The organism is Streptomyces sp. NPDC053048 (assembly GCF_044547045.1).
GTDB lineage: Bacteria > Actinomycetota > Actinomycetes > Streptomycetales > Streptomycetaceae > Streptomyces.
On record NZ_JBITZS010000012.1, the window covers coordinates 210,897 to 235,560 of the forward strand.

Sequence of the window (24,664 nt, forward strand, 5' to 3'; positions counted from 1 at the left end):
CGGCCCCAAGGCACCGCGCCCGTGGCGTGGCAGTGACCCGCGAGCGTCACACATCAGCGGTCAGAGCTGGTGAAGGCCGGGTAGAGGACGCGGCCAGGCAATCACCTCACCCGGTGGCAATGGTCGAGTACGTCCAGACGTCAGCCGGCATCTCGTGCTGAAGCTTCCAGGTGATGCCCATGGGACTGCTGCCTTCATGAGAGACGTACTCGGCCGGCCCGAGGAACATCCAGGGCTGGGGGCCGCCTATGTCGGTCTTCTTGTAGCGGCGGACGAACAAGAAGATGCTGGAGCCGTGTTCCTTGTGGGTCTGGTACCTCGCCCCCGTCGACGAGGTGCTCGACGTCCGGTTTTGGGTTTCCCAGTGGAAGAGCCAAGGACTCTTTGCGTAATCCTTGTAGCGCGTTTCTGGCGAGAAGTCTTTTTCATCCTTCTTGAGTGTGATGAGAAGAGCATCGATGTTCATGCTCTCGCACCACTTCACGCCTTCCTGGAAGTATCCGGGGAGAGGTCCGCCCAGGCCTGCCTGTTCCAGGGCGGGGAGTATCTCTTCCCGGCTGTAAGAGGCATGAATAGTCAAAGGGATGCCTGCTTGCGGTCCCACCATCGACACCGGCAGGTGCTCGGTGTGGTCGAGGTTGTACTGCAGTACCTGTCGCAACTCATTCCGAAGGGCGGTCTGATTGGCGAGCGACTTCAGACCCTCGGAGTACGAGGCAAAGCCTCCTCCGAGGGGCCAAAGGGAGAAGAACAACATGCGGGCGTACGCCTGCTCCCGCTCATCCAAGGATTCATACGGTGGGGCGTCATCTTCCAGCATGCGACTGTAGGCGGCGACGCGAGATGGATCATCTACGTGGAGGAAGGCTGAGACCCGCTTGAGCAGGGATTCTTCGCCTTCAGGCCCCGCTGAGGGGAGAAGGTCTGCCCTACGGAGAAGACGGGTCCAAGAGTTGTTGGAGCGGTAGAGCTCCTTCAGCTCCCGTCGGCTCTCGTGGAGGTAATCGGCGAGCTTGGGCTGGGCATAGGCCGCGACTTCCCGGGTCAGCTGTGTGACGTTGACATTGATCTGACTCTTGATGTTGTCGAGGATCCGCTGTTTTGACTTGCGGTCCAACACAATCTGGCAACCCGACGGCAGCAGCGGAAAGTCTTGCTCCATGCTGTCGACCAGACGGTTGCGCGTGAGATTGGTCAACGCACGGAACTGCTCCTCGAAGCGGAATTCCTTTCTGTGCTGTCCGATGAAGTCGAGGACGGTCAGTACCGCCTTGTCGGGGGTTCGTCGTAGACCGCGCCCGAGCTGCTGCAGGAAGACCGTGGCACTGTTGGTAGGACGCAGCAGAAGCAACGTGTCTACGTCGGGGATGTCCAGCCCTTCGTTGAACAGGTCGACGGAGAAGAGAACCTGGATCTTTCCGCCGCGTAGCTCAGCCAAAGCCTGCGCGCGCTCTGCGGGGGGAGTGGCGCCATCGAGTGCTTTGGCGTTGACGCCGGCCTTTCGGAAGAAGTCAGCCATGAAGTGGGCGTGGGCAACCGAGACGCAGAAGCCGAGGGCGCGCATGGAGCCGGAGTCTGAGACCTTGTCCTGGACAGCTTTAACGACTAGGCGAGCGCGAGCGTGGTTCCCGGTGAACACCTTGTTCAGTTCGTTGGTGTCATACGCTCCGCGCTTCCACGTCAGTCCCGCCAAGTCCACGCTGTCGGCGATCCCGAAGTAGTGAAAGGGGCTGAGAAGGTCGTTCTCCAACGCCTCCCACAGGCGCATCTCTGCGGCGATGTGGCCATCGAAGAACTCGTCTTGGACATTCCGGCCGTCCATCCGCTCAGGCGTGGCGGTCAGGCCGAGAAGCTCGATGGGTTTGAAGTGATCGATGATGCGCCGATATGTTGGCGAGACACCATGATGGAACTCGTCAATGACGATTACATCAAAGTGATCAGGAGCGAGGCGTTCGAGCGAACGAGCGTGGAGCGATTGAACGCTAGCGAAGACGTGCGTCCAGTCTTCTGGTACGTCACCTCCGACGAACAATTCCCCGAAGTTTGCATCGTTGAGTACCTGCTGGTAGGTGAGCAGGGACTGATTCAAGATCTCTTTACGATGAGCGACGAAGAGGAGCTTGAGGTTGCGGTCCTTGTGCTTCTTCTGTAGTGCCCGGTAGTCGAAAGCCGCCATCACTGTCTTACCGGTGCCGGTCGCGGCGACAAGAAGGTTCCGGTGGCGGTCGTGGACGTCGCGCTCGACTTGGAGCCGCTCCAGCATGTCCTTCTGATAGGGGTAGGGCTGGGCCTCCAGTCCGGACAGGCTGATGACGGGCTTATCGCCTCGCTGCTTTCCGCTGGCCTGCTCGAGGGCCGCATCCAAACGCTCAGCATCTTCGTCAGGGGAGTAGCGCTCGAAGGCGGGGTCACTCCAGTAGGCATCGAAGGTCGCCTCGAACTTCTTGAGCACAGCTGGGGTCGCCACCGACGACAGCCTGACATTCCACTCCAACCCGTCCAGGAGCGCGGCCCGAGAGAGGTTGGAGCTACCGACGTATGCGGTGTCGTACCCGCTGTTTCTGCGGATGAGCCAAGCCTTCGCATGGAGGCGGGTGGACCGAATCTCGTAGTTGACCTTGACCTCAGCGTTGAACTCTCGCGCCAGCCGGTCCAGCGCCTTCCGCTCGGTGGCGCCGATGTAGGTCGTCGTGATGACGCGGATGGGCACTCCGCGAGCAACTGCGCTCTTGAGTGACTCTTCGAGGACGCGTAGACCGTGCCACTTCACGAAAGCGCAGAGCAGATCGACGCGGTCGGCTGTCGCCAACTCGGCACGTAGCTCGAAGCCGAGGTTGGGGTCATCGGGGGCGTTGGTGAGGAGAGCGGTATCCGACAGTGGCGTAGCCGGTCGGATGGCGTAGACGCCAGGAGCTTCTTGTTCAGCGACGGCAAGCAACTGGCGCGGGCCGTCAGCGATGACCTCGATCCACTGCTTGGCGCCGTCGAGGTCACGCATGGACTCGAGGATGTGGTTGGCCGCCACCACCTGCTCGGACCCGGGCAGCGAGGCGAGGATGCGCTGAACGGTCTGGGCGATGTACCGCGCCAGTACATGCGGCGAGGAGTGCTCACCCACCGGCCGGGCGACGGTCTGCCAACCGTTAGCTTCCAGCTCCTGTAAGTGCGCTTCCATGCGCGAGGTGATCAGCTGCTCGTACAGGCCAGGCACTGGCGTTGGCTTCGTGCTCAAGGTGGCGCCCCCTCGTCTGCTCAAACGATGGTGATGTTCTACCAGTGTGGTGTGACAGCTAGTTGAGGAGTGCTCGCACCTCGCGGTGGTGGTCTCTTCCCAGGGTTGCGCGGCGAAGATGGTCTTCGACCAGATTGCGACTGATGTTGATCGACTGTGAGTAGGGTCTGGTCATGGGGATACGTGATCTGCTCCTGGGTGTTGGCGAGTCCTACGACGCTGCTCTGGGCACGGGAAAGGGTGTACCTGCCCAGGACCTCTTGCGTCAGGCGGGTGAAGTGCTGGCTCTGGATAGGCCAGTCGGACTCATGGCGAAGGGCTATGGGGGCAAGGGAAGTGCAGCTCGAACTCCGTGGATTGGGTTCTTTGACCCGGATATCACCGAAGATCCCAAGGAGGGGCTCTACCTTGCCTACATCTTCGCGGCCGACCTCAAGACAGTGGCCCTCACCCTCCAGCAAGGGGTAACGAAACTGATGGAACGGCTGCGGGGTGAGGAGCTTCGCGCCCATCTGTCTCCCCGTGCACAGATGCTCCGCAATGCGCTGCCTGCTGACATGGTGGCAGGCTGGGATGTGCGTCCGGACTTCAACTGCAACCTGGCACGCCCGTTGGCCTATGAGGCCGGCAGCGTGGTTGCACGCATCTACGAACTGGAGTCACTGCCCAGCGACTCAATGCTGTGCTACGACCTCTGGCATCTGGCTGACGTGCTTCGGGAGGCGGCCGTTGTTGCTGACGAGGTCTGGGCCGAGGGCGTGGTGGCCGAAGAACTGCAGGTGGGCTACGTCTCCACCGTCCATGCGCCGCCGGTCGCTGCTCAGCGCAAGCGCAAGCCCAACGGGCTTGCGGCCTTCAGGCCCAAGGACAGCAGCGCCTACATAGCCCACATCCGTGAGCAGACCATCGTCAAGACCCGAGCCCACGAAGATCTCATCAACCGTTTCGCGGAGTACATAGCGCAGCGAGGATTCACGCCGTTCACTGATCATCCGAAGGACCTCGAGCTGGAGAAGGATGGCCAGTGGTGGTTGGTGGAAGCCAAGGCGATCAAGCTCCACAACCCCACCTCGGCTGTACGTGAGGCTGTGGGACAGCTCTTTGAGTACAGTCACTTCCTCTTCGAGGAGAGCGACGGAGGGAAACCGCATCTCCTTGCCCTGTTCACCGAGGACATCAAGGCGTATGCCCCGTACCTCGAAGGCCTGGGTATAGCGTCCGTTTGGATGACGCCTGGAGGCTGGGAGGGATCTCCCTCTGCGGTCTCCTACGGCTTGGTCGACTGAGAGAAACGATTCGGCTCTGGTCAGGTGCCTAACCAGAGCCTGTTCCCGCATCAGCTGCGCTGCTCGCGCCTCTTCAGATCTACTGCCCCGGCGCCCGGTACCAAGCCGGGGCCTGCGGCATCGCCGGGCCCGCTGCCCCCCAGGGCTGCACCGGCAGTCCCCCGAAAGCCATCGGGCCGCCGAACGGTTGCGGTACGCCCGCCGTGGCCTGGGCCAGGGCCGGTTGGGCTATGGACTTGCGTTGCCACAGGTGGTGCAGCAGTTCCTGTTCCCTTGCCGTGAAGTCCGGGTCCGGGGTGCCGCGGTGGGCGCGGTGGCGGAGGAAGGCCAGGGACGTGGCGAAGGATATGTACTCGGCGACCGTGCGGGCCGCGGTCGGGCCGCCCGTGCGGCGGGCCACGTCGCGGGCTATGCCCCGCGCGCGCATGGAGGAGAGGGCGTAGGGCTCGGGCGCGGTGATCCAGCCGGCGGCCTGGTAGGCGGGCAGGTGGGTCTGGACGGTGCGCAGTTCGTTCTGGCGGGACCAGATCGTCAGCCACGTCAGCAGGCCGAAGACCGGGACCATGAACAGGGCGTAGACCGCCAGGAAGCCCAGGCCGCCCAGGGTCGCCGAGCCGTTCCACAGGCCGTGCAGGAGCATGGCCGTCAGCAGGGCGACGACGGGTACGAGCACGCGCAGGACGCGGCGGTGCGTCGCCAGTGTCGCCGCCAGGCCGAAGCCCAGGCCCGTCATCGACGTGAAGAGCGGGTGCGCGAACGGCGACATCAGCACGCGGATGAAGAACGTGGCCGCCGTCGTCGAGTGCAGGCCCGTGTAGCCGAAGCTCTGGTCGGACGCGAAGGCGTTGCCCAGGTAGAGGATGTTCTCGGTGAAGGCGAAGCCCGTCGCCGTGATGCCGGCGATCACCACACCGTCGACGATGCCGTTGAAGTCGCGTCGCCGGAAGAGGTAGAGGAGGAGCACCGCCACGGCCTTGCCGCTCTCCTCCACCACCGGTGCCACAAACGTCGCGCCCACCGTCGAGACGTCGCCGCGCTCGGAGAAGTCGATCGTGGTGACGAGCCACTTCGTCGCCCAGCCATTGGCCAACAGCGACACCAGAGTGGCCGCGCACGCGCCCCAGGCGAAGGCGAAGGCCAGGTTCCGCCAGGGGGTGGGCTCGACCCGGTCCATCCAGCGGAACGCGGCTATCAGCAGTGGTACGGGCAGCACGGCCAGGCCCAGGCCCACCAGGAAGCCCTCGGTGCCGGTCTGCTCGCGCACCAGCGCGAGGATGATCAAGCCGCAGAGGGCCAGCAGGAGGAACAGCCCGCCGAGACGTATCGCCTTGTTGTCCCAGAGGGTGTCCCACAGGGCCCGGCGCGGCCTGTAGTGGGCGAACGCCGCAGGCGGCGGGGGCTGCTGAAGGGGCGCGGTCGCGGGCTCATGCACGCGTCGACCCTAACCAAGCCCCGCCGGGTGCCGTGACCGAATTCCGGCCCGGTCCCGGACGCGGCCCACCGTGCCGTCAGGCGTTCCCGCCCCTGCCGTCAGGCGCTCGCGCGGCGGCGGAACAGCAGGTCGTGGACGACGTGGCCCTTGTCCAGGCCCTGGCCCTCGAAGCGGGTCAGCGGGCGGAACTCCGGGCGCGGGGCGTAGCCGCCGTCGGCCTGGGTGTTCTCGAAGTCCGGACTGGCCGAGAGGACCTCCAGCATCTGCTCCGCGTACGGCTCCCAGTCCGTCGCGCAGTGCAGCAGGGCGCCGGGCGCCAGGCGGGTGGCGGCCAGCGCCAGGAACTCCGGCTGGATCAGCCGACGCTTGTGGTGGCGCTTCTTGGGCCAGGGGTCCGGGAAGTAGACGCGGATGCCGGCGAGGGCGTCGGGGGCGAGCATCTCGCGGAGCAGGATGATCGCGTCACCGTTCGCCACCCGGACGTTGTCCAGGCCCTTCTGCTCGGCCAGATTGAGCAGATTGCCCTGGCCGGGGGTGTGGACGTCGCAGGCGAGGATGCCCGTGCCCGGGTCCGCGGCGGCCATCTGCGCGGTGGCCTCGCCCATGCCGAAGCCGATCTCCAGGACGACGGGCAGCTGCGGGTCGCCGAAGAGCTCGCCGAGGTCCAGCCGGTTCATCCCGTCGATGTCCAGGCCCCACTTCGGCCACAGGCGGCGCAGTGCCTCACCCTGGCCCGTCGTGACGCGGCTGCGGCGCGGCTGGAACGAGCGGATGCGGCGCTCGTGGTGCGAGCCCGCCGGGTCCGGGGCCGGGCCGTCGGGGAACATCGGTTCCCGCCGGGCGCGGGGCGGAGCCGGGCTGGCGACTGGGGCGGTGGAGGCGTGGTTCTCGGGCACAGTTCCTCAAGTCTACGGGCGCCCGGCGCAACCGCGGGTGGTCGGCGGACGCGGCGGGCATCACATCATCCCGACATCGTCTCGCCCGATCGTGGTCTCGCCCGATCGTGTGATCAGGTCTGCGGTCGGCGTGGTGGCGCCCAGGCCGGGGCCGCCCTGCCTCGTACGCTCCTCGTGGCCCGGCCGCCGGGGTGGAGAACCCTCCCCGTTGCCTCCTTCTCATGCGGCCTCCCGTGCGACGGAACCGACCAGACCGACGGAACCCCTCATGCGACTGCGCCCCCACGCCCTCACCGCCACCCCGGCGGCCCTGATCGTCATCGTCGTACTGGCCGCCTCGCTGATCGCGAGCGCCGGCTGCGCCCCGGACCGTCACCCCCGCCACGACGGCGACAACGCCGCGCCGCGCAAGCGCGCCGCCCCCGCGAGCCAGTGGCGGCTGGTGTGGTCGGACGAATTCCGCGGGCCCGCCCGGCACCGCCCCGACCGCACCAAATGGGGCTTCGAAGTGGGCGGGGAACCCAAGTGGGGCAACCACGAGTGGCAGTACTACACCGACCGGCCGGCCAACGCCTCCCTCGACGGCCAGGGCCACCTCGCCGTCACCGCCCGCCGCGAGAAGCTGCGCGGCATGCGGTGCGCCGTCGGCCCCTGCGACATCACCTCGGCGCGGATGACGACCAAGGGGAGGTTCGCCCGCGCCTACGGCCGCTACGAGGCCCGCATCAAGATCCCCAAGGGGCAGGGGCTCTGGCCCGCCTTCTGGATGCTCGGCGCGAACGCGGACAAGGTCACATGGCCCGCCAACGGCGAGATCGACGTCATGGAGGCGCTCGGCAAGGAGCCCGGTACGGCGCACGGCGCCATCCACGGCCCCGGCTACGTCGCCCAGGGCCTGGAACGGCACACCGCACTGCCCGGCGGCGCCAGCCTGGCCGACGGCTTCCACACGTACCGGATCGACTGGACGCCAGGAAAGGTCACCTGGTTCCTCGACGGCAAGGCCTACGGAGAGGCCCGCAAGAGCCAGCTGCGGCGCGGCCAGAAGTGGGTCTTCGACCACCCCCACTATCTGCTGCTCAACCTGGCGGTGGGCGGCGACTGGCCGGGCCCGCCCGACAGGTCCACCCCCTTCCCTGCCCGGATGCTGGTCGACTACGTACGGGTGTACGCGCCCCGGCGCTGATACCCGCACTGCCCGCCCCGACCGTGCTGCCTCACGTACCCGCGCTGTCCGTCACCCGAGCCCCGCCAGCACCCTCCGCGCCACCTCCCGCCCGATCGGCAGCGCCGCCGTCGCCGCCGGCGACGGGGCGTTCAGTACGTGCACCATCCCCGGCGACTGGGCGAACAGGAAATCGTCGACGAGCGTGCCGTCGCGCAGCACCGCCTGCGCACGCACCCCGGACGGCGCCGGTATCAGGTCCTCGTCCCGTACCTGCGGCAGCAGCCGCCGCACCGCCCGCGTGAACGCGCTCCGCGACAGCGAGCGCCGCACCTCGCCCGACCCGTAGCGCCAGTGGCGCCGGGCTATCCGCCAGACCCCGGGGTACGCCACCGTCCGCGCCAGCTCGCCCGGCCGCACCGTGGACCAGCGGTACCCCTCGCGCGCCAGCGCCGGCACGGCGTTCGGGCCCACGTGCACGCCGCCGTCGACGCCCCGGGTGAGGTGGACGCCCAGGAACGGGAACGCGGGGTCCGGCACCGGGTAGACCAGGCCGCGCACCAGCTCCTCACGGCCGGCGGCCAGCTCGAAGTACTCGCCCCGGAAAGGGACGATCCGCATGCCCGGGTCGTCGCCCGCCAGCCGGGCCACCCGGTCGCTGTGCAGCCCCGCACAGTTGACCAGCGCCCTCGCCCGCAGCACCTCCCCCCGTGCCGTGCGCACCGCTACGGACGCGCCCCGCCGCCCGATGGCGCGCACCTCCGCCCCGTACCGCACCGCGGCCCCGGCGTCCTCCGCGAGCCGCGCCAGCTGCCCCGCCACCGCGCCGTAGTCGCACACGCCCGTCGTGCCCACGTGGATGGCGCCTATGCCCCGCACGGCCGGCTCGTACTCCGCCATCTGCGCCCGGCCCAGCTCCCGCACCGGGATGCCGTTGGCCCGGCCGCGCTGGACCAGGGCGTGCAAACGCGGCAGCTCGGCCCGCTCGGTGGCGACGATCAGCTTGCCCGTCACCTTGTGCGGCAGCCCGTGCTCGGCGCAGAACTTGACCATCTCCGCGGCACCGCGCACCGCGAACCGCGCCTTGTACGACCCCGGCCGGTAGTAGATCCCACTGTGGATCACTCCGCTGTTGCGCCCCGTCTGGTGGCGCGCCGGGCCGCTCTCCTTCTCCAGGACCACCACACGCGTGCCGGGCGCGGCGCGCGTGAGCGCGTACGCCGCCGACAGGCCCACGATCCCGCCCCCGACCACCAGCACATCGCAGTCGTGCGTCGTCACCACGTCACCTCCCCGCGCTCGCCGCCGCGAATGATCCTCAGCGCCTCACCCACGGGTCCCATCATGGCCTGTACCACTGACAACGATGCGCCTGATGGGATCACTCACGGGTAACCGGCCGACCGGCTGACCAGCCGACTGACCGACCGGCCGACCAGCCAGCCGACCGGCCAGCTGAAACCACCTGACCGACCGGCTGGACCGCCTGGACCGCCTGGACCGGCCGAAGGGATCATCCCCGCCTACGCCGGGGCGAACAGCAGCGGCCGCGCGCGCTCGCGCAGCTCCGCCACCCGGGGCTCGTTCCCGTACGGCTCCAGCCGGTGCAGCAGATCGCGTACGTACTCGGTCGTACGCGCCGACGAGATCCGTCCGGCGACCTCCACCGCCCGCGCCCCCGCCGCACACGCCGCGTCCAGGTTCCCCGACTCCAGCTCGGCCACCGCCGACACCACCAGTCGCAGGCCGTGCGAGCGTACGAACTCCTCCGTCGGCCGGGCCAGCGCCTGCTCCGTGAAGCGCTGTACCTGCCGTGGCATCCGCAGATCGCGGTAGCACTCGGCGGCGTCGGCGGCGAACCGCTCCGGCGAGTAGAAGTCCAGCCAGGACGGGTCGGCGTCGCCCGACCGGGCCCGCTCCAGCCACCCCTCGGCGGCCTTGAGCGCCGCCCCGCAGGCCGGCGCGTCCCCCGCCTTGGCCTGGGCGCGCGCCTCGACCAGCCGGAAGAAGCTCATCGTGCGGGCGGTGGCCAGCCCCCGGTTGCGCTCGAGGGCCGCCTGCGCCAGGTCCACGCCCTCGTCGGCGTAGCCGCGGTAGGTCGCCTGCAGGCTCATCGACGCCAGGACGTACCCGCCCAGCGGAACGTCCGCCGCCGCGCGGGCCAGCCGCAACGCCTGGATGTAATAGCGCTGGGCCGCCTCCTGCTGGCCGGTGTCGAACGCCATCCAGCCCGCCAGCCGCGTCAGTTCGGCCGTCGCGCCGAACAGCGCACGCCCCACGTCGTCGCTGTACGAACCCAGCAGCAGCGGCGCCGCGTCCACACGCAGGCACTCGGGCACCATCGACGAACGCCAGTCGCCGCCACCGTACTTGGAGTCCCAGCGCCGGGCGTCGTCGGCGGCCTCCCGCAGCTTGGTCACATCACTGTGGCCGACACGTTGCGGTAAACCGGCGTCCGGGCCAACGCCGTTGGTACTGCCCCCGCCGGCCCTCCGGGCGGTCTCCGCCTCCCTGGCCGCCTGCTCCGGCTCGCGCGCCACCGAACTGTCGGCGGGAGTTATCAGCCAGCGCGAGGCGGGGGTCGAATAGGCGCTGACGGAAAAGGATCCGGCCAGGCTCTGCCAGATGCCCCCACCACCGCGCCGACCGGCCAGATCCAGCCGGTAGAGCTCGGTCGCCGACCGCACCGCCTGGCCGACATCGCGCGGAAAGGAAAGCCCCACCTCCGGCGCTGGGTCCGCGTCCGCGAGCCCGATCTCGTGCAGCGGCACCGGACGGCCCAGCTTGGCCGCTATCGCGGCGGCGATCAGATGGGGGGCCGCGCCCTGCGGAACCATGCCCTTGGACACCCACCGGGCGACGGACGTCTTGTCGTAGCGAAGGGTCAGTCCGCGTTGCGCACCGAGGTCGTTGACCCTGCGCGCGAGACCGGCGTTGCTGATCCCGGCGAGGGCGAGGACAGTGCCCAGCTTCTCATTCGGCCCGCGTGGCTCCCTGGACATGCGCACCCCTCGACGAACGGCGCCCGCCCCGGCATAGGCACGAGGCATTCGTAAACCCAGCGTAGTTCGCCGCATCCCGACCGTTAAGAGGCGATGTCCCGGATGGCGAGATTCTGGTCCGTATGTGCGTGCATTAAGGGGCACGTGCTCCGGTTGTGTGTGGCCGTGCGCCCATCGTGCGCTCTGTCCGCGCCAACGCGGGCGGAGGTTCCATGGGGGAGCGTGGGTTGGCCCGCTGTACTGGATCCAGTGGGCTGGGGGAAGCCGTCGCCTCATTCCCCGCGGGCGGCGGAACGGTCCGGGAGGTGGCTCGCGCCTCCCGGACCGTGATGTCGCAGGCCGCGAGCCCGGACGCGGACGGACCCGCGGGCAGCCGCCCGTCGCGGGCGTCCGCGAGCCGCCGGTGCGGCGCGCACGGCGATACGTCCACGCGCGCGTGGACGGCCGGAAGCGCCCGGCCGCGGCCGGTGCGCAAACGCTGCGACAGTTGGCGAAAGCGTGTCGGCCAACCCTCGTCGGGCGGACGCCTCGAAATTGGCCGGATCCGGCCGTACGGCACATCCCGGGACGCGTGAGCTGACGGCCGACCGGTCGCCTCGCCGCGCCGCGTAGAGGGATGCCGCTCGGGTAGTGGCTATGACCGTGCCGCCTGCGCCGCACGTACGAGCCGTGACGAAACGCCACCATCCGGAGTTCTCAAGATGGTTGAGGGTCATGGTCCCCGCACGCCACCGCAATCAATGTGCTGCCCTGCGGATGTCGCAACCGTCGGCTCGCTGTGCATGATGACAGCTACCTATTCGTTGTCCACAGCCTGTGGAGGCGCGATGCGCTGGTTGGTGGGGTGGAGCTGCACCACCGCGGGCACCGACGACGGCGAAACCGCCGCGTGGGGCGGGCCCCCGGTCCACCCCGTCGGCGCCCGGCTCCTGTGGGGCCACCCCGCGCCCCTGTGGGCCGTCGGCGACTGGCGCCCCGACGAAGTCCGCGTCATCCGAGTCGATCATGCCACCCGCCTCGCCGTCCTCGGCCACTGCGGCGCCGGCGACGACGCCCTGCGCACCGCCCTGCTCGCCGCCCGCGGCGGCGCCCTGCGCCACCTCACCGCCTGGCCCGGCAGCTACACAGCCGTCGCCCAGGTCGGCCGACGCGTCACCGTCACTGGTGACCTCGCCGGCGCCCGGCCCGTCTTCCACACGCCCCTCGCCGGCGGCACCGCCTACGCCACCGCCGCGCTGCCGCTCGCCGACCTCGTCGAGGCTCAGCTCGACCTCGGCCACCTCGCCGCGCTCCTCGCCTGCCCCGACTCGCCGGAGGCCCTGGGCGACGGCACGCCCTACCGCGGAGTGCGACGCGTCCCGCCCGGCCACGCGCTCGTCCTGCGCGACGGCGCCCGAGACGTCACCGCATACGAACCCACCGCCTCCCTCGCCGTCGCCGCGCCCCAACTCGACGCCGCAGAAGCGGTGGAGGGCATCCGCGACGCGCTCGTCGAGGCCGTCCGCACCCGCCTCGTCCCGCCACGCCACACGACGACGACGCGCTACCGATTCGGGCGCCGCGACCCCGGCCCGGAACCCGATTCCGCCCCCGCGACGGAATCCGGTCGGCGGCACACCACACACACCGCATACAACGCGCACGCCACACACACCGCAGACGGCAGCGCCCCGGCCCCCGGCGTCGGCTCCGACCTGTCCGGAGGCATCGCCTCCGGCACCCTGGCTCTGCTCGCCGCCGGGCTGCCCGACCCCCCGAACACCTCCCACGGACCCGGACCCGGGGCGGCCCCCGGACGACGGCTGCTCGTCGTCACCTTCAACGACCTCGCGGCCGGCGGCGGCCCGTCCCGCGCGTCCGAACTGGAACGGGCCCGCGCCCTCGCCGCCGACCCCCGCCTGCACCACGTGATCGTCGCGGCGGGAGCGGAGGCCCTGCCGTACGCCGGCCTGGGCAGCGGCCCCCTGACCGACGAACCCGGACCCGCCCTCGCCCACGCCGGCCGGCACCGCCGGAGACTGTCCGCCGGCAGCGCGGACCACTTCGTCGGCCACGGCGCACGCCAGGTGCTGGACGCCCACCCCGCCCGGCTCGCCGACCTCCTGATGGACCGTCGGCGACGCCACCTGCTGCGTCCCGTCTCGGCACTGGCCCGCGCGGACAGCCAGTCCGCCCACGCGCTGTCCGTGCCGTTCACCGTCTACCGGGCGGCGCGCCGGCTGGCCCGTACGACCCACCGGGAGGGCCTGGAGGAGGCCGCGGCGCGACTGCCGTCCGTCAACGGCCTCCACGACGACGATGCGGCCGGAGCCCTGGACGCCTCGCTCGCGGCCCTCGTCTGGTGCAGGCCCGGCCCCGCCGCGCGCTGGCTCACGCATGAGGCCCTTGCTGAAGTATCGGTTCGCCTCCAGGCCGCCGCCGCCCGTCCGGGAGGGCTGCACCAACGTCCCGGCGAACGGCGCGCCGCCGCCGCGCTGAGCCGCCACGCGGCCGACCACCGCGTCCTCGAGCAGGCGGCCGAGGTGCACGGTCAGCGCCTGCACGCCCCCTTCCTCGACAACCAGGTCGTACGCGCCTGCCGCGCACTCCCCGAGGCGCTACGGGTCAGGCCGGGGGCGCGCGCGTCGGTACTGCGCGCCGCCCTGGCCGGTGCCGGCATCCGCGACCTGCCGCCCGGCTGGGGCGCCACCTCCCACGCCTCGCACGCGGCGGCCGTACGGGCCGGCCTCGGCGCGGCCGCCGGGCAGCTTCATGCGCTCTTCGAGGCACCCCTGCTCGCCGACGTCGGCCTGATCGAGGGCGCGGTCGTGCGGAACGCGCTGCGCGCGGCCGCCGAGGGCCGGCCGCTGCCGCTGGACGGGCTCGCCGAGATCGTCTCCACCGAGGTCTGGCTGCGTCGCCTCCTCGCCCGCCGCGGCAGCTGCTGGACGGGCACGGCCACGCCGTTCCGACGTGCGGTGGCGGGCGGCGTGGTGGTCCCCCGGCCGGGCTTCTGACGTGCGGGAACGAGGAATGGGGTACCGGGGGCCTTGCGAGGCCGAGCCGACCGGCCGGGCGGCCGCCCGCGCCCTCTTAAAATGGTTGGACGCGCGCAGGCGCGCCGGGCTCTACTCGGGCTCCGATCGGCAAGAGGAACCACGGTGGCCACGGTGGCTGGAATACGCGAAGAAGCAGAGCCCGGAACTGAAGCAGCCCCCGGAACAGAAGCAAACCCCGGAACGGCCGAACCCGCCCTGCGCGGGGACTGCGCGAACTGCTTCGGCCTGTGCTGCGTGGCACTGCCCTTCGCCGCTTCGGCGGACTTCGCGGTCAACAAGGCCGCCGGAAAGCCGTGCTCCAACTTGCAGAGCGACTTCCGCTGCGGCATTCACACCCGCCTCAGGAAGCAGGGCTTCCCCGGCTGCACCGTCTACGACTGCTTCGGCGCGGGACAGAAGGTCTCCCAGGTCACCTTCGGCGGCCGGGACTGGCGCCAGGCGCCGGACACCGCCCAGCAGATGTTCGACGTCTTCCCCGTCGTACGACAGCTCCATGAGCTGCTCTGGTACCTCGAGGAAGCCCTCACGCTGCCCGCCGCCCGCTCCCTGCACAGCGACCTCCGCCACCTGCTCGACGAGACCGAACGCCTCACCCTCCGCGACCCCGGCTCCCTCCTCGAGGTCGACGTGGCGGCACACCGGCAGAAGGTCAACGCCCTGCTGCTCGGCACGAGCGAGCTCGTCCGGGCCAAGGCCGGGCGCCGGACCAGGAACCACCGGGGCGCCGACCTCATCGGCGCCCGGCTCAGCCGCGCCGACCTCAGGGGCGCCAACCTGCGCGGCGCCTACCTCATCGCCGCCGACCTCTCGGGCGCCGACCTGAGGCTGGCCGACCTCATCGGCGCCGACTTCCGGGACGCCGACCTCTCGGGCGCCGACCTCACCGAGAGCATCTTCCTCACCCAGCCGCAGCTCAACGCGGCGCGGGGCGATGCCGCCACCAAGCTGCCGCCGACGCTGACCCGCCCCGCCCACTGGACGGCGTCGGCCACGACCAAGGCCCTCCCCGTCGAGCCCGGCCGTCCCCGCAGCCCTCGCAGTCCCCGCCGTCCCGGCCGCCCTCGCCGCTAGGGCCGCCCGCACCGACCCTTCAGACAGGCCTAGGCCCCGCAGCTGATCCGCGCGTCGGCCCAGTCCGCCACCGCGACCCGGTCCACCGCCGACCTCGGCTCGACGACCAGGCGCAGCGTCCTGCGGCCGACGAGCGAGGTGTGCACCGGAACCGCGGGCCGGCCACCCCGCACCAGCTGCGAACTCCACAGCCGGGTGCCGTCCGCGTAGACGGAGAACGTGACCGCGCCGAGTCCGAGCGACATGTCGTCCACGCCCGCCAGCGCGTCGTAGGACGTGCAGGAACGGTTCAGTTCGATCGTCACCGACGACGCCGCGTGGACGCTCACGCCCTCGCGGTACGTCGTACCTCCCACCCGCAGCCCGTACCGCTGCCACAGCCAGCTCCCGCCGAGCCGCACCTCCGGCTCGCTGCCGTCGCCCGTGCCGCGGTAGTCCAGTTCGTTGAGGCTGTAGACGTGCGACGGCCGTGGCGGGGGAGCAGGCTTGCCGGACGGGGACGGGCCGGCCGTCGACGGGCTCGGCGAGGGCCTGGGCGCGGGGGACGAGGGGACCGCCGACGGAGCTACGGGCGACGGTGCCGGCGACGGCGTCGCCGACCGGGCGGGACGGGGCGCCGACGGCGACGCCGAGACACTCGGTGCGGACCTCGCCACCAGCGCCGGCGGCGCACTGGGCGCAGGCGACGCGGTGAGGATCGGCTTCGGCTTGTGCGGCGGCGCCGGTACGACCGGGGCCGCCGTGGTTCCGGCCTGAGGCTTCCCCGGCGACGCGGGGGAGTGCCCGGCGACGGCGTAGGCGATGACCGCACCCGCGGCGGCCAGCACCCCCGCCCCCAGGGCGACCTTCACCGGCAGCCCGATCCCCTCACCGGCGACCATGCCGGAGGGCACTCCGGAGGACACCCCCGAGGACCCTGCACCGGCACCGGCCGAGGCCGCCCCCGAGCCCCCGCCGGTGGCACCGACCCCAGCGCCACCACCGGCCGATCCGGCACCCGCCGACCCAGCCGCGCCCCCCGCAGCTGCAGCCGCACCCGCCCCAGCCGCACCTGCCGCAGCCCCCGCGACGGCTTTGACCGACCAACCGGCCGCGAACCACCCGATCACCGCGACCGGCAGCAGCGCCCGCAGCCGCTCGTTGACGTCCGCGACCTCCAGCGCAGCCGTACGGCACTTCGCGCACTCCTCGAGATGCCTGCGCATCCCCCGCTCGGCCCGGGTCCGCAGCCTGCCGCGCGCATACGCGCCGAGCCGGTCGGCGTACTGCGCGCAGTCGCCCCCGGCCGTCAGCCGCGTGCTCACATGCGCCTGCAGATAGGCCTGCTTGAGGCCTTCCCTGGCCCGGTGCGCCAGCACCGCCGTGGCGTTGGCGCTCAGCCCGAGCAGCGGCGCGACCTCGCTCGGCGACTCCTCCTCCACGGTCGTGTGCCACAACACCGTCTGCCACCGCTCGGGCAGGCTGCGGAACGCCTGCACGGCCAAGGTCTCCTCGGCCTCCTGCATGGCCCGGACATCCGCGCCCAGATTGAGCGTGTCGTCCTCGGCGGTCACCGACGAGGACGCCGCCGACGTGGCGAACAGCGCGAAGTCCTCGACCAGCTGCTCCCGCCTGGCCGTCTTCGCCCAGGCCGCGGCGACCCGCCGCACGGTCGTCAGCAGATACGCCCGCACCGCCGAGTCCGGCCCCGAACCGCCCCGCACCGCCTGCAGGGTGCTGGTGAAGACCTCGTTGGTCAGGTCCTCGGCGGTGTGGTCGTCCCGGCAGCAGCTACGGGCGTACCGGCGCACGGCCGCGGCATGCCGCCGGTACAGCTCCTCGTACGCGTCACTGTTCTCGCCGCCGCGCAGCTGAGCGACCAGCTCCAGGTCGGACGGCGGCACATCGGCGTCGTGCACATCGGCGTCGTCGTGCACACCGGCATCATCAGCCCGCGTCCCCCGATCGGTACAGGGGTCCGCCCGGTCGGGGTTCTCCGTCCGCCCGGCCTCCCGCTGCCGCGGCACCCCGGGATCGTGGTCGAAGTTCCACAGCCCCAAGGGGTCGGAAGCGAACGACCCACCCTGGCCGGGCGCCGTGCCCGGGTCCGTGCCCAGGTCCGAGCCCGGGACCGGTGGATCGTCCGTCCCCTTGCTTCTGTGCGGCTCTTCCCGCCCGTCGACACCCATAGCGGACGCTCCCGTACACGCCGTCGGACTCGAATACCGAGCAGCGTCGCACACAGGCATGCCCCGGGATCACTTCGCGAACGGCAACCACTCATCCGGGTTTCGTTCGCGTACTGGAGCACTGGAGGTCACCCGGACAGATGAAACCGACCGGACGCCCGCCCCCCTTCCGGGTAGAAGCCGTCGGAGAGCCGTCGGAGAATCGTCCAGGAGCCGTCTCACGGAACGTCGTGCGGGCCACATCGCGGCCCGCAACCACGCCCCTGCTCATGGACCGCCCGACCGAACTACCCGACCGAACTGCCCGACCGGATTGCTTGACGGACTACGCCACCGGCCGCGAACGCAGGCCTTCCAGCAGGATGTCCAGCAGCCGCGAGGACGCCGCCGCCTGCTGAGCCGCGTCCGGCAGCGACGGCGCCGCGGTCGCGATGACCAGCAGCACATCCGCGACCGTCACGTCCGCACGCAGCTCGCCGGCCGCCCGCGCCCGCTCCACCAGCCGGCCCACGACGTCCAGCAGTGCCGCCGCGCCCGCGTCGTCCCGCTCGTCGACGGCCGTCGGCCGCTGCTCGACGAGCCGCAGCTCGTGCAGCTGACCGCCGCTCGGCTGCCGCTGCTGCGGCACCCGCGCCCGGTCCGGCACCGCGGCCTGCAGCCGCTGACCCTCGGACTCCACGTCGACGCCGACCCGAAGCACCTGAGGCGGCAGCAGCCGGCCCGCACCCGACGCGACCGACGTGCGCAGGAACCGGGACAGCGCCGACCACGGCTCGTCCTCCTGCCCCAGCGCCGTCCGCGCCTGCTCGGTGAGCCGTGCCGTCTCCTCCTCGGCTATCCGCCGGACCAGCACGTCCTTGCTCGGGAAGCGACGGTAGACCGTCCCCACTCCGACCCGGGCCCGGCGCGCCACGTCCTCCATCGGCGCCCCGTACCCCAGCTCGCCGAAGACCTCGCGAGCCGCCCGCAGCACATGTTCCAGATTGCGCTGAGCATCCACACGCAACGGCGTATTACGGCCACCGGTGCCGTCAGTCGTCGCGACAGCAGCAGACCAATGAGAGCCCTGAATGTGCATACGTTCCCCCGGTTATGACGTCTCCCCCCGGAGACTCCCCGCCCTGACTGCCGGGGCGCGTCTCGACACCCCGACGGAGTACGAACATAGTTGAGCCCAGGTCAAGAAAGAAGGGGGTAGCTCCGCACAGGCCGCCCCCGATTGGAGTACGAGCCTGCTCCCCCTTGATTCTGCACCACCGCACCACCCCGCCGCATCCCCCCTGACCTGCGTTCCTTCTCCGCAGAGCGGCCTTCTCGAGCCGGACGGATCAGCTCCGTCGCCGGTCATACATTTCACGGGTCCTGTGGACAAACCACCGATGCCGATGCGTCATGAGGAGGAGTTGTGCCACAACGCGAGAACGACCGAGTACGGGGCCGAGTACGAGCGGGCACGACGGGTACCCGAGTAGAGCCGAGTACAGCCGACAACTGCCGAGATCGACGCGACCAGGCGAGGAGGAAGGGGCCTTGGTGAACGAACCGGCGCGGGAGGGGCAGGCGGGGCACGAGAGGCAGGCGGAGCGGCAGGAGGATGATTCGGACAAGGCGGCGCCCCCCACCCGCATCCTCATCGTCGGCGGCGGATACGTCGGCATGTACACCGCTCTCCACCTGCAGCGAAAGCTCCGGCGCGACGAGGCCGAGATCCTGGTCGTCGACCCCGAGCCCTACATGACGTACCAGCCCTTCCTCCCCGAGGCCGCCGCCGGCTCCATCTCCCCGCGCCACGTCGTCGTCCCGCTGCGCCGCACCCTCGACAAGTGCCAGGTCGTCACCGGCGAGGTCCTCTTCATCGACCACGCCAAACGCACGGCCGGCGTCAAGACCCTCGCCACCGAGGAGGAGGGCACCGGCCCCATCGACGTCCACTACGACGAGCTGATCCTCGCCCCCGGCTCCATCTCCCGCACCCTCCCCGTCCCCGGCCTCGCCGACTACGGCATCGGCTTCAAGACGGTCGAGGAGGCCATCGGACTGCGCAACCACGTCCTCGAGCAGATGGACATCGCCTCCTCCACCCGCGACCCCGAGGTCCGCGACGCCGCTCTCACCTTCGTCTTCGTCGGCGGCGGGTACGCGGGCGTGGAAGCACTCGGCGAACTGGAGGACATGGCCCGCTACGCCACCCGCTACTACCACAACATCCGTTCCGACGACCTGAAGTTCATCCTGGTCGAGGCCACCGGACGCATCCTCCCCGAGGTCGGCGAGGAGATGGGTCAGTACGCCGTACGGGAACTGCGCGGCCGTAACATCGACGTACGCCTCGACACCCGCCTCGACTCCTGCGAGAACCGCGTGGCCGTGCTCAGCGACGGCTCGCGCTTCCCGACCCGCACGCTCGTGTGGACCGCCGGCGTCAAGCCCCACCCCGTCCTCGCCGCCACCGACCTGCCGCTCAACGAACACGGCCGGCTCGAGTGCACCGCGGCCCTGCAGATCCAGGGCGTCGAGCACGCGTGGGCCGCCGGGGACGCCGCGGCCGTCCCGGACCTCACAGCGGAGGAGAGCGGCAAACCGTGCGCCCCCAACGCCCAGCACGCCGTGCGCCAGGCCAAGGTGCTCGCCCAGAACGTCGTGTCCTCACTGCGCGGCAACGGCCTCCAGGACTACCGCCACCAGTACGTCGGCTCGGTCGCCTCGCTCGGCCTCCACAAGGGAGTGGCACACGTCTACGGAAAGAAGCTCAAGGGCTACCCCGCCTGGTTCATGCACCGCGCCTACCACCTCAGCCGCGTCCCCACCTTCAACCGCAAGATGCGCGTCCTCGCCGAATGGGCCCTCGCCGGTCTCTTCAAACGTGAGATCGTCTCACTCGGCTCGCTCGAGAACCCCCGGGCCGAATTCGAACTCGCCGCGGGCACTGGACGCCACCCCGAAGCGAGCTGAGGCACATGGCGGACACCAGCCGGGCAACGCGGCGGCGAACGCGGGACACGCGGCGGAACACAAGCCGGAACACGCGGCGGTTCACCCGACACGGCGCCTGACGGATGTCAGTCCTGTCGGCCACACTGGACGTGTGACCATGGGTGGGCTGGTACTCGCGAAGCGCAACAATCATGAGGATTCGGACGTTTGCTGCATTCCCTCAGGGGCCGGTCCCCGCACCGCCAGCCGCGGCCCCACGCCGGGCCCACGGCGCAGCCACCCCGTGCCGCGCTCCATGCCGCACCCCACGTTGCGTCACACGCCACACCCCACGTCGCCGAGCTGATCCGGAACGACTCCGCGAGGTAATCCTCAGTGAACTTCACCCGCTGGAGCGCCCGGCTCCCCGGCACACAGCGCCGAGCAGCGGCGCGCGCCGACCGCACCCCCGCAACGCCCCCACAGTCCCCGGCCACCGGCTCCGCACCAGCCGCTGCTCCAGGCGCTGCATCCGGCTCCGGCGCGGTGCCCGCCGCACGCGCCGAGTCCACTCCCGCCAAGGACGCCGAGCCCGTCCCCACCCTCGACGGCCTCTCCGTCCACGACATCCTCGGCAAGGTCCCCGCCCTCGCCGCCGTCGTCTACGGGCCCGACCACCGCATCGCCTACCTCAACGCCGCCTACACCGCCCTCTTCGGCCCCCGCACCCCCGGCACCCGCGCCCGCGACACCCTCCCCGAGCTCGAGGAACTCGGCCTGCTCCCCCTCATGGACCAGGTCCTGCGCAGCGGCAAACCCCGCACCGTCAAATCCCGCCGCGTCTCCGTTCACGCCCCCGCCCTCACCACCACACCTCCCGCGCAGCAGTCCGGACCGGACTGCGAGCCGCGCCCCCGCCAGGGCTACTACACCTTCACCTGCTCCCCGATCAGCGTCGGAGAAGGCACCGCAGCCCAGCGCGGCGTCCTCGTCTTCGCCGCCGACGTCACCGACCAGGTGGAAGCCGCGGAACGCCTGCGCGCCAGCGAACGCCGCCAGCGCGAGGCAGCCGTCACCCTCCAGCGCAGCCTGCTGCCCCAGGAACTCGAACAACCCGACGACCTCCGCGTCGCCGCCACCTACCAGCCCGGCGGCAAGGACACCGCCGTCGGCGGCGACTGGTACGACGTCATCACCCTCGGCGCCGGCCGCACCGCCCTCGTCATCGGCGACGTCATGGGCCGCGGAGTACGCGCCGCAGCCGTCATGGGCCAGCTGCGCACGGCCGTACGCGCCTACGCGCGCCTCGACCTCCCGCCCCACGAGGTCCTCCAGCTCCTCGACGGCCTCGCCACCGAGATCGACGCCACCCAGATCGCCACCTGCGTCTACGCCGTCCACGACCCCAACGAGGGCCGCCTCGTCTACGCCTCCGCCGGCCACCTGCCCATCCTCGTCCGCGACCCCGAGGGCACCGTCCACCGTGCCGCCGAACCCACCGGACCCCCGCTAGGCACCGGCGGCTGGCTCCACACCTCCGGCAGCCTCCCCCTGGGCCCCGGCTCCAGCGCCGTCCTCTATACGGACGGTCTCGTCGAACGGCGCGACGAGGACATCGACGAAGGCGTCGCCGCCCTCGAACGCGCCTTCGCCGGCGCCACCGGATCACCCCAGGTCATGTGCGACCGCCTCATCCGCGCCCTCGGCGTCACCCAGGAGCACGACGACGACGTCGCCGTCCTCGTCCTCCAGCACCCCGCCCGCACCGGCCACGACGCCGAGCTCTTCCACAACGCCGCACTGGAACTCCTCGGCGGAGTCGAGGCCGCACCCCGCGCCCGCGCGTTCGCATCGGGCGTCCTGGCCAGCTGGCGCTTCCCCACCGACCTCCGCGACCTCGGCGTACTGGCCACCAGCGAGCTCGTCGCCAACTCCCTCCAGCACGGCACACCCCCCATGCGGCTCCGCCTGCGCCGCACCGACCGCCGCCTGATCATCGAGGTCACCGACGGCGACGACCACCTCCCGCGCCGCCGCCGCGCCGAACCCGCCGACGAGGCCGGACGCGGCATCTCGATCATCGCCACCATCGCCTCGTCGTGGGGATCACGCCGGACACCGGGCGGGGGCAAGGCGGTCTGGTGCGAGTTCGCCCTGCCGACAGGCCACGGCTGACGACCGGCCCATGCCCGACATGACCCACCCACGCCCCATACGACATACGACGAAGCGCCTGGACGGGAAGCTTCCGCTCCCGCCCAGGCGCTTAGCCTGCTGCTCGTCCTGCTGCCGGACTCAGGCCGCCACGGGCACACGCTCCGACTGCTGCTGCTCCGAGGCCTTCTCCGCCTTACGCACACGGGCCCGCTCACGGTCCCGCGCGACGAGCGGATTGTCCTGCGCGAAGGTCAGACGACGACCCAGCCGCAGCGCCAGCACCGAGATACCGAGCGAGCAGACGATCAGTACCGCGATGTACGCCACGTACATCCCCGCACCGGCCATCAGACCACCCGCCGCCGGACCCACGGCCAGCGCGAGCTGCTTCACCAGGGCGAAGGCCGAGTTGTACTGCCCCACCAGCCGGGCCGGCGCCAGGTCCGCCACGAGCGGCGCCATCGTCGGCGCCAGCATCGACTCACCCACACCGAAGAGCGCGTACGTAGAGATAAGGAGCGCCGTCGCGACACCATGCGCCCCCGGCACAAGCCCGGACACCCCGGCCGCGACCCACGCCACGGTCCAGATCAGCCCGACCAACGCGATCACCCGGCTGCGCCGACGCCGCTCGACCAGCTTCAGCACGACGAACTGCGTCAGAACGATCGCCGCCGTGTTAGCGGCGAGCGCGATACCCAGCATCGCGGGCGAGATCCGGGTGACCTCGACCGCGAAGGCCGACAGGCCCGACTCGAACTGCCCGTAGCAGGCGAAGAACATCACGAAGCCCAGCACACACAGCTGAACCATCGCCCGGTCCCCGAGCAGCGTCCGCCACCCGCCCTTCGACGCCGGGTCGGTCGGGACGGGGTCCTCCACCTTCGGCGCGCGCGGCAGCCGCACGGTCGCGACGGTCGCACCCAGCACCAGGTACATCGCGGCCTCGATCGCGAAGAGCCGGACAAAGCTCGACGGGTCCGAGGTGTCCACCAGCTGGCCGGCGAGCAGGCCACCGACACCCAGGCCGAGGTTGTTGAGGAAGAACTGCATCGCGAACGCACGCGACCGGGTGGTCGTCGTCGAGCACCACACGATCATCGTCGCCAGAGCGGGCTGGATGACGGCCATGCCGGCACCGAACGCGGCAGCCGCGGAGATGACCAGCAGCTCACTGTCCGCGAGCCCCAGCCCCAGCGAACCGATGGCCGCGCCGACCGTACCCGCGACGGCGACAGGCAACGGACCCCGCCGGTCGATCGCCCGACCGGTGAAGGGCAGCACCGCAAGCGCGGCCACGGCAAACGTCGCCAGCACGATCCCCGCCGTGCTCGCGCCGAGATCCCGCACCTGAGCCACATAAATGAACAGGAACGGAACCGTGAAGCCGTTGCCGAACGCGCTCAACGCGTTGCCCAACTGGATCCGGCGCAGTGCTGCGCCCATCGCGGTGGTCACACTCACCCCTCAAGCTTGAAGACTTCAACTCTAAAGTTCGAACCTAAAGAGTACATGGCGAAGGGCTTTAGCGCGAATGGTTTCTGTCATACTGCCGCTCATGGCTGACACCCCCGGGCCCGCCGAGCCGAGCCTCGAAGAGCAGATCGCCGCCTACCAGCGCGAGTTCCAGGGCCTGGACCCCCAGGTGGAGCGGGTCGTCTCGGCACTCAGCCGACTCAACCGCCGCATGAACGTCGCCTACGGGCGCCAGACCGCCGAGCTGGGCATCAGCAACGCCGAGTGGGAGGTCCTCAAGGCCCTCGTCCTCGCCGGCGAGCCCTACCGCCTGGGCCCCGGCGACCTCGCCAAGCGACTCGGGCTCACCCCGGCCGCCATGACGCACCGCATCGACCGCATGGTCGCGGAGGGCCTGGTGACGCGGGAGCGGGACGAGAGCAACCGCGTCCGCGTGATCGTCGGCATCACGGAGGAAGGCCGCGCCAAATGGCTCGAGGGCCTGCGGATGGCCACGGTCTTCGAGGAGGAGCTCCTCCAGGACCTCTCCGGCGAGGAGCGAGGTCACCTCGGCGAGATGCTGACCCGTCTCCTGCGGCGCGTGGAGCAGACGCAGCCGGACGCCGGCGGACGGCTCAGCGACCTGGACTGAGGGCCTCCGAGAGGCGTACGGAACCGAGTTGACACGGGTCCGGCCGATCCGTAGTGTTCTCCGAGTTGCCACGGAGCCGTCACGGTTCTGTGACAGCCACTCGAGCCGCACCGGCGGCACTCACCACTTGCACGGCCCTTGAACGGGATGAATTTCGGCGTGCCCGAAATTCTGAACGGGATGGCCCGAGACTC

At 70.6% G+C, this 24,664-nt stretch carries 15 protein-coding genes; 7 read left to right on the plus strand and 8 right to left on the minus strand.

All coding sequences use genetic code 11. The features are described from left to right. Positions 1-106: 106 nt before the first annotated feature. Entirely contained in the window at positions 107-3,178 is a 3,072-nt protein-coding gene (locus ACIG36_RS29810) for a DUF3427 domain-containing protein (RefSeq protein ID WP_399934512.1), read from the minus strand. Between the two features lie 230 nt (positions 3,179-3,408). Here ACIG36_RS29810 and ACIG36_RS29815 point away from each other — a divergent pair, with 230 nt between their 5' ends. Beyond that, positions 3,409-4,521, plus strand: a complete 1,113-nt coding sequence (locus tag ACIG36_RS29815; protein ID WP_399934459.1) for an MrcB family domain-containing protein — start codon at positions 3,409-3,411, stop codon at positions 4,519-4,521. A 79-nt stretch (positions 4,522-4,600) separates the two neighbouring features. Here the strand turns inward: ACIG36_RS29815 and ACIG36_RS29820 are convergent, their stop codons facing one another. Together ACIG36_RS29820 and trmB are read right to left on the minus strand one after the other, a co-directional pair. Continuing rightward, positions 4,601-5,953: a PrsW family intramembrane metalloprotease gene (locus ACIG36_RS29820; protein ID WP_399934462.1), complete on the minus strand. Its 1,353-nt coding sequence runs from the start codon at positions 5,951-5,953 to the stop codon at positions 4,601-4,603. Positions 5,954-6,051: 98 nt separating this feature from the next. After that, positions 6,052-6,849 carry a tRNA (guanosine(46)-N7)-methyltransferase TrmB gene (gene trmB / locus ACIG36_RS29825; protein ID WP_399934464.1) on the minus strand — a complete coding sequence of 266 codons (798 nt, stop codon included), beginning with the start codon at positions 6,847-6,849 and terminating at the stop codon, positions 6,052-6,054. Positions 6,850-7,117: 268 nt separating this feature from the next. Between trmB and ACIG36_RS29830 the strand changes: the two genes are divergently transcribed. Further along, a complete protein-coding gene (locus ACIG36_RS29830; RefSeq protein ID WP_399934467.1) occupies positions 7,118-8,035 on the plus strand; it encodes a family 16 glycosylhydrolase in 918 nt (305 codons plus the stop codon). A gap of 51 nt (positions 8,036-8,086) precedes the next feature. Here the strand turns inward: ACIG36_RS29830 and lhgO are convergent, their stop codons facing one another. Both lhgO and ACIG36_RS29840 read right to left on the minus strand, forming a co-directional pair. Next, positions 8,087-9,295 carry an L-2-hydroxyglutarate oxidase gene (gene lhgO, locus ACIG36_RS29835; RefSeq protein WP_399934515.1) on the minus strand — a complete coding sequence of 403 codons (1,209 nt, stop codon included), beginning with the start codon at positions 9,293-9,295 and terminating at the stop codon, positions 8,087-8,089. A gap of 242 nt (positions 9,296-9,537) precedes the next feature. Next, a complete protein-coding gene (locus ACIG36_RS29840) occupies positions 9,538-11,016 on the minus strand; it encodes an MFS transporter (protein ID WP_399934469.1) in 1,479 nt (492 codons plus the stop codon). Positions 11,017-11,843: 827 nt separating this feature from the next. Here ACIG36_RS29840 and ACIG36_RS29845 point away from each other — a divergent pair. Beyond that, positions 11,844-14,012 carry an asparagine synthase-related protein gene (locus ACIG36_RS29845; RefSeq protein WP_399934472.1) on the plus strand — a complete coding sequence of 723 codons (2,169 nt, stop codon included), beginning with the start codon at positions 11,844-11,846 and terminating at the stop codon, positions 14,010-14,012. A gap of 237 nt (positions 14,013-14,249) precedes the next feature. Continuing rightward, positions 14,250-15,125, plus strand: a complete 876-nt coding sequence (locus ACIG36_RS29850; protein ID WP_399934518.1) for a pentapeptide repeat-containing protein — start codon at positions 14,250-14,252, stop codon at positions 15,123-15,125. A 29-nt stretch (positions 15,126-15,154) separates the two neighbouring features. Here ACIG36_RS29850 and ACIG36_RS29855 read toward each other — a convergent pair whose 3' ends face one another. Together ACIG36_RS29855 and ACIG36_RS29860 are read right to left on the minus strand one after the other, a co-directional pair. Next, complete coding sequence (locus ACIG36_RS29855) at positions 15,155-17,293, minus strand: sigma-70 family RNA polymerase sigma factor (RefSeq protein WP_399934474.1); 2,139 nt, start codon at positions 17,291-17,293, stop codon at positions 15,155-15,157. Between the two features lie 325 nt (positions 17,294-17,618). Continuing rightward, positions 17,619-18,371 (minus strand): TetR/AcrR family transcriptional regulator, encoded by a 753-nt coding sequence (locus tag ACIG36_RS29860; protein ID WP_399934476.1) that lies wholly within the window; start codon positions 18,369-18,371, stop codon positions 17,619-17,621. Positions 18,372-18,919: 548 nt separating this feature from the next. On the opposite strand from ACIG36_RS29860, the gene ACIG36_RS29865 reads away from it, so the two are divergent. Together ACIG36_RS29865 and ACIG36_RS29870 are read left to right on the plus strand one after the other, a co-directional pair. Continuing rightward, positions 18,920-20,245, plus strand: a complete 1,326-nt coding sequence (locus tag ACIG36_RS29865; RefSeq protein ID WP_399934521.1) for an NAD(P)/FAD-dependent oxidoreductase — start codon at positions 18,920-18,922, stop codon at positions 20,243-20,245. Positions 20,246-20,602: 357 nt separating this feature from the next. Continuing rightward, entirely contained in the window at positions 20,603-22,381 is a 1,779-nt protein-coding gene (locus ACIG36_RS29870) for a SpoIIE family protein phosphatase (protein ID WP_399934479.1), read from the plus strand. 120 nt (positions 22,382-22,501) lie between these two features. Here the strand turns inward: ACIG36_RS29870 and ACIG36_RS29875 are convergent, their stop codons facing one another. Further along, positions 22,502-23,821 carry an MFS transporter gene (locus ACIG36_RS29875; protein WP_399934481.1) on the minus strand — a complete coding sequence of 440 codons (1,320 nt, stop codon included), beginning with the start codon at positions 23,819-23,821 and terminating at the stop codon, positions 22,502-22,504. Positions 23,822-23,921: 100 nt separating this feature from the next. Between ACIG36_RS29875 and ACIG36_RS29880 the strand changes: the two genes are divergently transcribed. After that, a complete protein-coding gene (locus ACIG36_RS29880) occupies positions 23,922-24,470 on the plus strand; it encodes a MarR family winged helix-turn-helix transcriptional regulator (protein WP_399934484.1) in 549 nt (182 codons plus the stop codon). Positions 24,471-24,664: the final 194 nt, after the last annotated feature.

Bases quoted from the DNA above. Each gene is read 5' to 3' on its own strand.
- ACIG36_RS29815 (WP_399934459.1), top strand. From the start codon at position 3,409: ATGGGGATACGTGATCTGCTCCTGGGTGTTGGCGAGTCCTACGACGCT.
- ACIG36_RS29830 (WP_399934467.1), top strand. From the start codon at position 7,118: ATGCGACTGCGCCCCCACGCCCTCACCGCCACCCCGGCGGCCCTGATC.
- ACIG36_RS29880 (WP_399934484.1), top strand. From the start codon at position 23,922: ATGGCTGACACCCCCGGGCCCGCCGAGCCGAGCCTCGAAGAGCAGATC.
- ACIG36_RS29855 (WP_399934474.1), bottom strand. From the start codon at position 17,293: ATGGGTGTCGACGGGCGGGAAGAGCCGCACAGAAGCAAGGGGACGGAC.
- ACIG36_RS29840 (WP_399934469.1), bottom strand. From the start codon at position 11,016: ATGTCCAGGGAGCCACGCGGGCCGAATGAGAAGCTGGGCACTGTCCTC.
- ACIG36_RS29845 (WP_399934472.1), top strand. From the start codon at position 11,844: ATGCGCTGGTTGGTGGGGTGGAGCTGCACCACCGCGGGCACCGACGAC.
- ACIG36_RS29810 (WP_399934512.1), bottom strand. From the start codon at position 3,178: ATGGAAGCGCACTTACAGGAGCTGGAAGCTAACGGTTGGCAGACCGTC.
- ACIG36_RS29860 (WP_399934476.1), bottom strand. From the start codon at position 18,371: ATGCACATTCAGGGCTCTCATTGGTCTGCTGCTGTCGCGACGACTGAC.